This window comes from Perlucidibaca sp., assembly GCF_057084925.1.
On record NZ_JBXMRC010000007.1, the window covers coordinates 20,868 to 33,291 of the forward strand.

10 protein-coding genes are annotated in these 12,424 nt (G+C 55.6%); 2 read left to right on the plus strand and 8 right to left on the minus strand.

Going from position 1 to position 12,424, the window contains the following annotated elements:
- Window positions 1-53: 53 nt before the first annotated feature.
- A complete protein-coding gene (gene xseA, locus AC14IB_RS01710; RefSeq protein ID WP_484230270.1) occupies window positions 54-1,451 on the plus strand; it encodes an exodeoxyribonuclease VII large subunit in 1,398 nt (465 codons plus the stop codon).
- On the plus strand, window positions 1,448-2,320 hold the full coding sequence (locus AC14IB_RS01715) for a M23 family metallopeptidase (RefSeq protein ID WP_484230271.1): 873 nt from the start codon (window positions 1,448-1,450) through the stop codon (window positions 2,318-2,320). The genes xseA and AC14IB_RS01715 overlap by 4 nt, the downstream gene beginning before the upstream one ends.
- Window position 2,321: 1 nt before the next feature.
- Here AC14IB_RS01715 and AC14IB_RS01720 read toward each other — a convergent pair whose 3' ends face one another.
- From AC14IB_RS01720 to ispG, 8 genes are all read right to left on the minus strand, one after another.
- Window positions 2,322-3,623, minus strand: coding sequence for a response regulator (locus AC14IB_RS01720; RefSeq protein WP_484230272.1), 1,302 nt, complete (start codon window positions 3,621-3,623; stop codon window positions 2,322-2,324).
- Window positions 3,620-4,408 (minus strand): hypothetical protein, encoded by a 789-nt coding sequence (locus tag AC14IB_RS01725; protein WP_484230273.1) that lies wholly within the window; start codon window positions 4,406-4,408, stop codon window positions 3,620-3,622. Before AC14IB_RS01725 ends, AC14IB_RS01720 begins: the two co-directional genes overlap by 4 nt.
- A 122-nt stretch (window positions 4,409-4,530) precedes the next feature.
- Window positions 4,531-6,591, minus strand: a complete 2,061-nt coding sequence (locus AC14IB_RS01730) for a TonB-dependent receptor plug domain-containing protein (protein WP_484230274.1) — start codon at window positions 6,589-6,591, stop codon at window positions 4,531-4,533.
- Window positions 6,592-6,637: 46 nt separating this feature from the next.
- Window positions 6,638-8,041 carry a ribosome biogenesis GTPase Der gene (gene der, locus AC14IB_RS01735; RefSeq protein WP_484230275.1) on the minus strand — a complete coding sequence of 468 codons (1,404 nt, stop codon included), beginning with the start codon at window positions 8,039-8,041 and terminating at the stop codon, window positions 6,638-6,640.
- 30 nt (window positions 8,042-8,071) lie between these two features.
- Complete coding sequence (gene bamB, locus AC14IB_RS01740) at window positions 8,072-9,268, minus strand: outer membrane protein assembly factor BamB (RefSeq protein WP_484230276.1); 1,197 nt, start codon at window positions 9,266-9,268, stop codon at window positions 8,072-8,074.
- Window positions 9,265-9,960 (minus strand): YfgM family protein, encoded by a 696-nt coding sequence (locus AC14IB_RS01745; RefSeq protein WP_484230277.1) that lies wholly within the window; start codon window positions 9,958-9,960, stop codon window positions 9,265-9,267. The genes bamB and AC14IB_RS01745 overlap by 4 nt, the downstream gene beginning before the upstream one ends.
- 23 nt (window positions 9,961-9,983) lie before the next feature.
- Entirely contained in the window at window positions 9,984-11,255 is a 1,272-nt protein-coding gene (hisS, locus tag AC14IB_RS01750; RefSeq protein ID WP_484230278.1) for a histidine--tRNA ligase, read from the minus strand.
- 24 nt (window positions 11,256-11,279) lie between these two features.
- Complete coding sequence (ispG, locus tag AC14IB_RS01755; RefSeq protein WP_484230279.1) at window positions 11,280-12,401, minus strand: flavodoxin-dependent (E)-4-hydroxy-3-methylbut-2-enyl-diphosphate synthase; 1,122 nt, start codon at window positions 12,399-12,401, stop codon at window positions 11,280-11,282.
- Window positions 12,402-12,424 lie beyond the last annotated feature (23 nt).

Here is a 12,424-nt window from a genome sequence, read left to right on the forward strand (position 1 = left end):
CCCCGCCGCCGCCTATACTTGCACTCACCCAATGAACCGTTTGAGTGCCCGCCATGTCTGCTCCACCGTCCGTGCTGACCGTCAGCCAATTGAACGGCAGTGTTCGTGAGTTGCTGGAATTTAATTACGGGCGAATTTGGCTACGCGGCGAACTGTCTAATGTGTCGGCACCCAGTTCTGGGCACCTGTATTTCACGCTGAAAGATGATCAAGCACAGGTGCGCGCCGCCATGTTTAAAGGCGCACGCACCGCAGCGAGGTTGCAACAGCCTCCGCAAAATGGGCAACAGGTGCTGGTGCGTGCTCGCGTTAGCCTTTATGCGCCGCGTGGCGACTATCAACTGTTGGTAGAGCATCTCGAAGATGCGGGGCTGGGCGCCCTGCAACAGGCTTATGAGATGCTGAAAGCGCGCCTTGCGGCTGAAGGCTTATTTGCGGCAGAGCGCAAACGCCCACTCCCCGCGAACCCACGCGGGGTTGCCGTGCTGACCTCACCCAGCGGGGCGGCCGTGCGGGATATTCTGCAGGTGTTAAAACGGCGTGCGCCTGGCCTGCCCGTGACCCTGATTCCAGTGCCCGTGCAAGGCACTGAAGCCCCGCCTGCCATTGTGGCGGGCTTAACGCTACTGAAGTCCCTGTTTGAAAACGATTTCCGAGATGCCCAAGGGCAGCGTATTCCGCCCTTTGATGTGGTGATTGTGGCTCGTGGCGGTGGATCGCTTGAGGATCTCTGGGCCTTCAACGATGAAGCTGTCGTTCGCGCCTTAGCGGACATGCCGGTACCCGTGGTGAGCGGTGTTGGGCACGAAATTGATTTCACCATTGCCGATTTTGTGGTGGACGTTCGTGCCCCTACCCCGTCGGCGGCGGCCGAGCTCGTCAGCCCAAATCAACAACAGTGGCGGGAGCAAGCCAAGTCGGCCAAGGCGCGACTGCTCAATGCCTGGCAGCGCGACCATCAGCGCCGTCAATTAGCCCTTCACGTCGTGCAACGGCGCTTACGCAGTCCGGCTCGACAATTACTGGATCAGCGTCAGCGTTTAGACGAATTGGAATTACGCCTCACACGCCAGCTTCGACAGTTGTTGACACAGCGCCGGGAGCGACTGCAACAACGCATCCTCCGCTTAAAAGCACGTGATCCTGCACGGCAATTACCCGCGCTCGCGCAACGGGTATCGACGCTACAGCAGCGCGCAGTGCGCGCGATACAGCAGCGCTTACAGCAACGCCAACAGCATTTGCATAATCTGATGCAACGCGCCCATTCGGTGAGTCCGCTCGCCGTGCTATCACGTGGCTATGCGATTATTTCCTGTCAGGACGGTAGCGTACTCCGCGACGCAACACAGGTTCGCGTGGGTGATGTTGTGCGTGCAAAACTAAATGCAGGCGAAATCTCCGCATCCATCACGGCAATTCATGCCACTGCTTTTGAGAATCCCAAATGACGGTCAAGATGAACTCGCAACAGACTGGAACCTTGCGTCTTGGCGCACTCCTACTTGGCAGTTGGCTACTATCCAGCTGCGCCACCGTTCAAGCGCAAGCCGATCAGACGGTGGTGAATGGTGGACTTTGGTCTGTACCGGTGTCGGCCGAGGTATTGACACAAGCGGCACAGGGCAACCCGCTACGATATCAAGACCGTCCCGTTTGGGTGGGTCTCGTCAACAATCAACCCACGGCAATGATCGGCATAGGTCTTAGCGACATCGGCACTCAGCAGCTGGTCAATCATCGGGGTGAGCTCATTGCAGCAACCACGGTGCGCGAGCGGGCGTATGCAGAGCAGCATCTTAAGCTCACACAAACGCAATATGTGACGCCCAACATCGAGCAAAACGCCCGGTTTGAGCGCGAAGCGGCGGAACAAAAAGCGGCATATCGGGTGTATAGCGGGCAAACTGCCGCCCAATGGCCCGTCTTCCAGTGGCCGCTGCATGGCCGTGTGAGCAGTGAGTTTGGTTTACGTCGTTTCTTTAATGGCGAGCCACGCGCGCCCCACTTAGGTATTGATATTGCTGGCAAACAAGGCACGCCGGTGCTGGCACCTGCAGAGGGCACCGTCGCGTTAATCGGTGATTATTTCTTTAATGGCCGTACCGTGATTATTGATCACGGTCAGGGGCTGTTTTCTATGCTTTGTCACTTCAGCGACATTCAGGTGACGGAGGGGCAGCAGGTAACACAGCGAACGGTTGTAGGGTTGGTGGGTGCCACCGGGCGAGCGACTGCCCCGCATTTACACTGGACCGTGAGCCTTAACGACAGCCGCATTAACCCGGCCATTCTGTTGCCAGCACAGAAAAAGAACTGAGTCAGTGAACGCGAAGCAGCGGCGTTAACACACTGAGTAACTGCCGCCCTCTTACGGGCTTGATCAGCACCGGATCCAGACCCGCTGCCTGATACTTAGCGAGGTATTTGTCATCATCGTGAGCGGTGATGACGACCACCGGCCCCTGCAACGCGCAGGCGCTAGGCGGTAATGCTTGCATGGCCTGCCACCAAGATACCGCGTCGTAATCGGGCAATTCACCGTCCAACAAAATCAAATCCCAACTCGCTTGAAGCGCCTGCAGGCCTTCATGGCCGGTGGCTACCGCGGTCAGTTCAACGCCCCAGGACTGCAATAGACTGGTCATTAGGTGCGTACTAACCGGGTCGTCTTCAATCAACAAAATGCGTCTTTTTACCCAATGTCGTTGAGCTTCGCTCAAGGCTTCATCGCTCAAACCGTCGAGCTGATCGCTCGTGGTCGCCAACGGGTTATTGCGCAAGCTGATCTCCAGTGCGCGTGCCGCATCGCGTGCTGATCGCACGTAGGTTTGCTGCTCGTCATCCAGGTTGGTGGTGTCGAGCAATTCCAGCAAGCCACTGACCCCATGGAGCGGCGTGCGCACATCGTGGGACCATTTACCCCAGCGCAACTGCAACGCCTGCTCTGTGCGCCAGTGCTTATTCGCTTGGCGCATCAAATCTTGGCTAATTAAACGTTGCCGTTGCGCGTCGTAATCCAGCAAGGCATATCGTGCCAACACGCGCTCAGAGATGCCCCACGCTAGGGCCAATGTCAGCAGCAAGACGCAGAGGGCCAGCAGTGTCACTTGCAATAATACCGTGCGTTCACGCTGCTCAATGATGGTCGTGCTGACCCAAAGCTGAACTTCCCCTAAGCGTTCTGCATCCTCCTGTATCGGCTCACCCGCCAGCCAATCGTTGGGATCAACCGTCGCTTTGGGCACCACCACCAAGGCACGATACTGACGTAGTTCATCATCCGCTAAGAGGGACTGTGAAGACATTTTGCCCTGATGCAGCCACAATTGGCCCTGTGCATCAAACACACGAATAGCCGCCACTTCAGGCCGGCGGATGACACGCTCGATACCTGCACTCATCAAATCTTGCTGATTCGACATCAGCGCGTAGTCCGCGCTAGCAGCCAATTGATCCGCTGTTTGCTGCGCTGAAATATCGAGACTTTTTAGGTCATCCTGTAAGCGGATATTCGTGGTCGTGCCTAATACCAACACCATGACCACTAAGGCGGGCACTAAGGCCAGTAGCAAAACCGCCATTCGTAACTGCTGCTGGCTGAGTCGAATTTGTTGACTCATGGCTGAGCCTCACGAAGTAAGTCAGGCGTTAAATAAAGCCCCAGTGAACGTGCGACTTGTGGGTTAAGTATTGGCTGAAACTGCTCTACCGTCTTGGACTCTCCAAGCCGACCGGATTTTTGCCAACGCTCAACGCGCGCAATTAACTCCGCAATCAGTGCCGACTTGGGAACAGCCATCGTCGCCACGGCACCGGCACTCACAAAGGCGGGGCTGGGCCCAATCAATGCCTTTTGATGCCGGTAGGCGGTGAGCAAAATCAGTTTTGCTGTATCGCGGTTAAACAACGTCTCGTCGTTAGTGGCCACAAAAATATCGACCTGCTCCGATGCTTCCGCGATGGCGCGCGCCGTGATGGGTGGTGACAAAAATAAGGGCACTAAGGTTATGCCCTCCGACCTCATACCTGCAGCAAGCGTGTCTATTTGTCGCGTCTGGCTCAATTGCGCGTCACGATCCAACCCTCGGCGAGCAATCACTCCCACACGTTTAGCTAACGGCATAACACGTCGTGCCAGGCGCACTTGCTGGAGGAGTGGCGGCCCCCAAATCAAGGCCGAATCGTGTGCGCGAGTGAGATTGTGTTGCGTCAGCGAGGAGGTCAGCCGCAGGATGGGTTCACGTTTTTCCGCGGTCAGCAATCGATCATAAGCATCAGCATGCCACGCGATATGGAGCTGCGTGTCTGCACCCGCAGGCTCGGGCTGCCAATCGATCTGTGATTGCGTTGCGCGCAACTGTTGCACTACCGCAACAGGAGCTCCCCACAAACCGACTCGGGTCATGGCGTGTGTGTTGACCGAAAAAAAGCACGCAATCATCGCGCAGGAGAAGGCCACGCATCGCTGCCAATTACGCGGCTCTCTCTCTCTGCTGCCTGCAATCATCCTTGATAGCCTAGTCAGAATTAATATCGCCAGCCGACGCTGGCCCAAATTCGCTGCGGCGAATCCACACCGTTGTCTCGCCTCAACTCAGCATCACGCGTCAGGCGAACTTGAGCCGTCAGCCCTAAATCTAAGGTCTGTTTTTCGGACACGCGCAGCACATGCCCAACGTGGGCGTCGAGTCGGTCAAAAAACAGGTCTTTATTCAAGTTATTGTAAAAACCGTAAGCCAAAGAACCTCGCCAGCCATTGGGGTCATACCATGCCCAAATGGCGCTACCACTGTGCGTGGGTACGAAATCCGTATTCTCATTACCCCGATCTGAAGGCTTATTCACGCGCAAATACGCGTAGTTCAATTGCACACGCTGGAAGGTTGAAGGCCGCCACTCGGTACTGACCTCCGCGCCCCGCATCAGATAGTACTCATAGTCGCTGATGATGAAATCATCAATCTCCAGCTGGTTGCGTGTGAGGTCCAGCTCGTCGCGAAACAAGCGCACATCTAGGCTGATAGGCAGACTTTGATACTGGGCAAAATAACTCAATTCGTTGGAGCGGATTCGCTCTGTTTTAGCGCTACCGTCGGCTTTAGCTGACTGGAAAAAAACTCCGTCGTAGGCACTTTGGGAGCGGTCATCCGTGGTGGCATAGTAGCGCGCATCGAACTGGCTCTCGGCAATGTCCGGCGTGCGCACAGCACGTGAGTGGATGGCGCGCAGCACCTGGTTCGGTTTGAGCTGCCACGACAACGCCACCCGCGGCGAAAAATTCTCACCGGACTGATCATCACGCTCAGCTGCAGCGCCCACATTCAGCAGCCACTGATCACTCAAACGCCACTCGGCATGACCAAAGCCAGACGTCACGGCGTTTTCTGCATCACCATTGAGGAAGTTTCTGGAGCTTGCCTGAGACTGACTCAGGTTCGCCCCCAACACCACGCGCAACGACGGCAATGGCAACCACAGGTCACTCACTTCCAGCTCAACACGCTGTTCGCGATAATCTTGATTGGTGGTGTAGTTGCGCAGATCGGTGTAATTGCGATCCGCCAAACGCAAGCAAACCGAGCGTAGCCGGGCATTGGTCAGTACGTCAGGACTAGCACAGGTCATGGCGGGGTCATCGGCGAAGCGATTGGCCAGCGCTTTGTCCTGCGCAAACAGCGCCGTTAACTCGGGCGACACCACCAAATAAGGGATGCGCACATACCAAGGCTCATCCCGCCTCAGCGTATTCACGTTCGCTTTCAAGTTGAGTCTATGCTGGCTATTCAAGGGCTGATCCCATTGCACGCCAGCGTAGCCTGTATCTAAGGTAGCGACCGGTAGCTCACGGTAAATGGAGGTGTCATTTCGCCTTGCCTGCTCGGCCACCATGCGTGAAAAGCCCGCCGACAGTGTGAGTAAGCCATCGTTAACTGTCGTGTATTGGCCTTTGCCATAGCCTCCGTCCACCACTTTATCGTCTTTGAATGGCGTTTTTTTCCGGGCATTTATATCGAAGCCTGTGTCTTCGCGGTGAAACAGCGACCACGCCCAGTCGCCACCCAGTCCGTGCAGCGATAAGCGGGCAAATCCGTCACGAATTTGATCGTCGCCCGCCCTCACCAAAAGTTCGGCATTCGGCACTTCTTGCACATTGCGCGTGATGATATTGACCACGGCAAAAAAACTGTTGGCGCCATACGTCGCGGAGTTGGGGCCACGCACGACCTCAATACGCTCGATGTCTTCGACATCCAACGGCAGGCCAATCCAATCCACGCGCGCCAAAGCTGCTTCATAAATGGATCGCCCGTCGACGAGCACTTGCATGCGCCGCGCACCATCAGCGGATGTGCCGTGATAGCCCACAAACGCCTCAGAACCTGACTCACGTCCAACCACCATGCCAGGGACTAAGCGCAAAATGTCCGGCAGCTCACGCGTGCCAAGGGCACGAATCATGGCGCGATCAATCACGGTAATAGATGCTGGCGTATCCAGGACGGATTGAGCCAATCGGGTCGCAGAAATAACCGTGGGAATCGCCACGGCATTCCGGTCGAAGCCCAGTTCATCAGCACTCAGTGACACCCATGGACAGACCATGAATGCCACAATACAGGGCCTCAATAACCGTTTAGCGCGACTTGCGTTCACGCTTCTTATGCTTCTGAACAAAGCGCCGACGGCGCTCAGATTGCGCTTCCGTGAGTTTATTCACACGATCCTTAAACGGGTTATCACTGGTCTTGAATTCCAGCTGAATCGGCGTTCCCTGCAGGCGTAAGTGCTTACGAAACACATTTTCGAGATAGCGCTTATAGTCTTTAGGAACCGACTCCGTTTGGTTGCCATGGATGACAAACAGCGGTGGGTTCGAGCCGCCCATGTGGGCATAACGCAGCTTAATACGACGACCAGAAACCAGCGGTGGCTGATGTTGCTCAATCGCATCGGCCAAGAGCTGTGTGAGCTGACTGGTCGGCACTTTAATCATCGCCGATTCGAACGCGCGCTGAATGGACGGGTACAAATCACCAACAGCCGTGCCAAATTTCGCGGAGATGAGGTGGATTTTCACAAACGGAATAAAGTCGAAGCGCAACTGCATATCGGTCTTTAGCGTCTGCCGCTCATAGTCAGTCATGCCATCCCATTTGTTAATCGCAATGACGATGGAGCGACCCGCTTCCAGCGCAAAGCCCAGCAGATTGAGATCCTGATCCACAATGCTCTCGTGCGCATCCATGACCATGACCACCACATGCGCATCTTTAATGGCTTGCAGGGTCTTAATCACCGAGAACTTTTCAACCACTTCATCAATGCGACCACGACGACGAACACCGGCAGTGTCGATCAGCGTGTAGCGCTGGCCTTGGCGCTCGTAGGGAATGTAGATGCTGTCTCGCGTGGTGCCAGGCATGTCGTAAACGACCACACGGTCTTCACCGAGCAGGCGGTTGACCAGCGTCGATTTACCGACATTCGGACGGCCGATGATCGCAATTTTGATGCCCGCTTCAGGGTCATCAACCTCTTCCTCATCTTCCGGATAGTCAATGAGTACGGCCTGAATCATCTGCGTGATGCCACGGCCGTGACTGGCCGCAATACCGTGCAATTCGCCAAAACCCAAGGCATGGAAGTCCGCCAAGGCGACTTCTTCCTGAATACCATCAATTTTATTAACGACGAGGTGTACGCGCTTACTCAGTGAGCGAAGTTCTGTGGCGATTTGCGTGTCGGATGGCGTAAGCCCCGCACGCGCATCGACCAGAAACAGCACGATTTCTGCTTCTTCGATGGCTAAGCGCGATTGCTCTGCCATCGGGGCATCAATGCCCTGCTCTGATTCACCAATACCACCGGTGTCGATCACAATGAACGATTTGTTTTCGTTCTTGGCGTCGCCGTATTTGCGATCACGGGTGAGGCCAGGCAAGTCAGCAACCAGCGCATCGCGGCTACGCGTGAGCTGGTTAAACAGCGTGGATTTGCCGACATTAGGGCGCCCTACAAGGGCAATAACAGGTTTCATCTCAAATTCTCAAAGCCGGCAAACAGCCGGTTACAGCTTCATGTCCCAGGCACGCAGGGTGCCATCAACCGTCAGCGTTAACAGTTGCGGCGCATCCACCATCACGCTCATGAGCGGATCGCGGGCGGCGCGTTCACGGCCACGCACGGCGCCGTCGACAGGACTAAACATATGCAGATAACCTTCGCTATCGCCAACCACTACCAACCCTCGCCAAATCACCGGCGCGAGCAATTTGCGGCCTTTCAACGACTCTTGCTTCCACACCAATGCACCGGTAATGCGATTCACTGCTGCCAGTGTGCCATCCACATCCACTGCATAGACTTGCGCATTGTCCACGCCAACGCTCTGCGTGGTGGAAACATTGAGCTGCCAGCGGCGACGGACTTGCTGTGTGTCGGTTGCGGTTAATTGCGACTGAAAGCCTGCGGTGTAGAGCGTGCCATTACTGTCGAGAACGAGATCGCCATCAATATCCATGAGCCGTTCAATTTCACCGCGACCGCGCGAGTTAGTCACGCGCGTTTGCCAGATCGGCAGGCCAGTCGCGAGATCGAGCTGATACAAATCGCCTTGACCACTGACCGCATAAAGCTTGTCATTGCTGATCACCGGCGCAGCATTGCCACGCAGCGACAGAGGCGGCACTGGCGTATCAAACTGCCAGCGACGCTTGCCCGTAGTGCGTTCAAAGACTTGCACACGGCCATCTAAGGTTTGCACCACGACGACTTTTGCGTTGATGCGCGGGGTGGATAACAACGCCGAACCGAGCGGCGCGCGCCAAACCGGTTTGCCGTTTTTGTTGTTGATGGCGAGTAGATCACTTTGGTCTGTACCCACGATCAGCAAGTCATCGTCTACGGCGACGCCACCCGTAACGCCATCGGTGAGCTTGATTTCCCAACGCTCAGTACCAGACGCTCTGCCAATGGATTTCACCACCCCGTTACGGCTCGCCACATAAATGGCTGGCGCTTGAACGGCTGGCTCCAAAGACAACGCCTCACCACCCGCACCATTCCCGATGCTGACCGACCAGCGATCTTCGATGTTAATGGCCTTTTCGGGCAGACGAGGCAATTCTCCTGCTTTTAAGGGGGCAGCCACGGCAGGCGCAGCCGCTTCGCCCGAAGGCAAGCTGCTGCAAGCACTAATAGCGGACACTAAAGCCGCCAGCAGCAAAGGCTTCAAGACCCCTAAGGTCTTTCCGTTAGTGCTCATGGAGAGACTCCCGAGTCTGAATCGCTGGCACGCTTAGCCGGCGTTAAGCCCACATCGGCCAATTTCAAATCCAATACGGGACGCGCTTCATCACGCGCAGCCAAGGCGGCATCGGCAGCCGCATAGGCTTTCCCTGCAGCATCGCGCTGACCTTGTAGCAAGAGGATGTCGCCGCGGACTTCAGCCACTAACGGTGCTGCTGCAACGTCATCACCGAGCTCATCCAAGACCGCCAAGGCCGCGGGATATTGCTTACGGGCGGCCAATACACGCGCGAGTCGGGTCTTAGCCAACAGCGTAATTTCAGCCGATGGCTTCAATTCAATCGCCGCACGCAATTGCTTTTCAGCGGCAGCGAGATCACCCGTATCAACTGCACGCTTGGCCAATAAAAGCGCCGCATCCACCGCATAAGGCGTGCTGGCATATTCATTGATCAATTGCTGACCCAAGCGCTGAACATCGGTATTGGCTGCTTTGTCTTCGGTATTCACCGCTAATCGCTGCATGGCCGTAGCCATTTGCTGCTGCAAGGCTTGGGCTTCGCTAGCCGCTTCTAACTGGCTCGACGTCCAATAACGCCAGCCTGAGAAACTCAGTAAAACGACCGCCACCGACAGCAACAATGGCGTGCCGTAACGAGCCCACCACGTTTTCAATTGATCTAGCGTTTCGTCTTCGTTATAGCTCACAACCTACCCCTCATTAATCAGTCTTATGCCCAAACCTGCTGAATGTGTTCAGCAGCATCCGACATTGCACAGGAAATTTGTTCGCGATCCACGCGCAGCCATTTAATTCCCACCGTATTCGTCGTGACCTCGGCCTCACCGACAATTAATGCCAGTTGTGCGCCGGATTTATCGGCCTTACGAAATTGCGATTTAAAGCTGCCACCGCCGCAGTTATACACGATACGCAACGCGGGTAATGCATCCCGCAGTTGCTCGGCCAGACAAATCGCATGCTGGGCCGTCCCCTCGCCCAGCGCCAGCACCATGACATCGGCTTCCACACTTTCACTGACGGGATGCACCGCATCCAGCAATAACACCAGCCGCTCTAGGCCAATGGCAAAGCCCACGGCAGGCGTTGCTTGCCCGCCCAGCTGTGCCACCAATCCATCATAACGACCCCCGGCACAGACAGTACCCTGTGAGCCCAGCGCCGTTGTCACCCACTCAAAAACGGTTTTATTGTAGTAATCCAGACCGCGCACCAAATTCGAATTGACACGGTAGGTCACACCACACGCATCGAGCTGGGCACACAGGGTCGCAAAGTGTTGGCGTGAGCCCTCATCCAGGTAGTCGCTCAGCTGCGGCGCATTGACCAAGATCGCCTGCGTACTGGCATCCTTACTATCCAAAATGCGGAGCGGATTGGTCGTTAGGCGACGCTGAGAGTCATCATCGAGCTGGGTTCGAAATTGCTCAAGATAGGTCACCAGCGCTTGGCGATAGGCCGCACGGCCTTCGCTTTCCCCGAGGCTGTTGATCTCCAAGGTCACCACATCGGACAAACCGAGCGATTGCCACAAACGCGCCGTCATTAAAATGAGTTCGGCGTCCATGTCGGCGCCAGCCTGACCAAAGGTTTCAACGCCAAACTGATGAAACTGGCGGTAACGACCTTTCTGAGGACGCTCATAGCGAAACATCGGGCCGGTATACCAAAGTTTAGGGCTCTGGTTATGGGTAAGGCCGTGCTCCAAACAGGCGCGGACACACCCTGCCGTTCCTTCAGGTCGCAGCGTGAGTGACTCACCACTACGATCCTCAAAGCTATACATTTCTTTTTCAACGATATCGGTGACTTCACCAATGGCGCGCTTAAAGAGCGGCGTGGGCTCTACAACCGGCAGGCGGATTTCGCGATAACCGTAGCGCTGCATCAAGCTGCGCAATGCAGTCTCGAGCTGCTGCCAGCGAGGGGTCGCCTCGGGCAGAATGTCATTCATGCCACGAATGGCGTTAATACGGCTCATTAAACTTTCTCAGCAAGCGTCGGCTTATTCTGCCGACGCTTTAATAATTAATTTGGCATCAGCAGCGGCTTTGTCGGCCACCTTAGCGCGAACCATAGCCTCAATTTCATCGACCAGATTGTTGGTATCAATCAGGTGGCTTTTTTCGCCGTTGCGATACACCAAGCTTTTCGGCAGCGCACCTACCACGCCGATATCCGCCTCCTTGGCTTCACCCGGGCCATTGACCTTGCAGCCAATGACGGACACATCCATGGGTGTGCGGACATCCTCGAGTCGTGCCTCAAGGGCATTCATAACCCGAATGACATCGAACTCCTGACGCGAACAGCTAGGGCAGGCAATGAAGTTGATGCCGTTGGAGCGAATCCCCAGCGACTTCAAAATATCAAAGCCAACCTTGACCTCGTCCTCTGGCTCAGCCGCCAAGGAAACGCGCAAGGTGTCTCCAATGCCGTTCAAAAGCAGCCCTCCCATCGCGACGGCTGACTTTACTGTTCCCGAACGAAACACACCGGCCTCGGTGAGCCCGAGGTGGAGTGGGTTATCGATTTGCGCGGAGAGCAAGCGATAGGCATCTAAGGTTAGGAAAACATTGGACGCTTTCACACTGACTTTAAACTCATGAAAGTTCAGTCGATCCAGAATATCAATATGGCGCATCGCGGATTCCAGCAACGCCGCGCCCGTAGGTTCACCATATTTCTTCTGTAGGTCTTTTTCCAACGAGCCGGCATTCACACCAATGCGAATTGAAATGCCGTGATGACGCGCTGCCGCTACCACCTCACGCACTTTGTCGTCCGATCCGATATTGCCCGGATTAATGCGTAAGCAATCGACCCCTTGCTCGGCAACTGCGAGAGCAATTCGATGATCAAAATGGATATCTGCTACCAAGGGCACGCCCGGCACTTGCTTGCGGATCTGTCCAAACGCTGCTGCTGCTTCCATTGATGGCACCGACACACGAACAATGTCTGCACCTGCCGTCACACAGCGCTGAATTTGTGCCACCGTCGCTGCCACATCGCAGGTTTCGGTATTGGTCATGGTTTGCACCGTAATCGGCGCATCGCCACCCACAAATAGATTGCCCACCCGAATTTTTCGGGTCAGACGGCGCTTGATCGGCGACTCATGCATGTTTGGCACATCCTCAATCACAA

Bases quoted from the DNA above. Each gene is read 5' to 3' on its own strand.
- AC14IB_RS01720 (WP_484230272.1), bottom strand. From the start codon at position 3,623: ATGAGTCAACAAATTCGACTCAGCCAGCAGCAGTTACGAATGGCGGTT.
- AC14IB_RS01725 (WP_484230273.1), bottom strand. From the start codon at position 4,408: ATGACCCGAGTCGGTTTGTGGGGAGCTCCTGTTGCGGTAGTGCAACAG.
- hisS (WP_484230278.1), bottom strand. From the start codon at position 11,255: ATGAGCCGTATTAACGCCATTCGTGGCATGAATGACATTCTGCCCGAG.
- xseA (WP_484230270.1), top strand. From the start codon at position 54: ATGTCTGCTCCACCGTCCGTGCTGACCGTCAGCCAATTGAACGGCAGT.
- bamB (WP_484230276.1), bottom strand. From the start codon at position 9,268: ATGAGCACTAACGGAAAGACCTTAGGGGTCTTGAAGCCTTTGCTGCTG.
- ispG (WP_484230279.1), bottom strand. From the start codon at position 12,401: ATGCATGAGTCGCCGATCAAGCGCCGTCTGACCCGAAAAATTCGGGTG.
- der (WP_484230275.1), bottom strand. From the start codon at position 8,041: ATGAAACCTGTTATTGCCCTTGTAGGGCGCCCTAATGTCGGCAAATCC.
- AC14IB_RS01715 (WP_484230271.1), top strand. From the start codon at position 1,448: ATGACGGTCAAGATGAACTCGCAACAGACTGGAACCTTGCGTCTTGGC.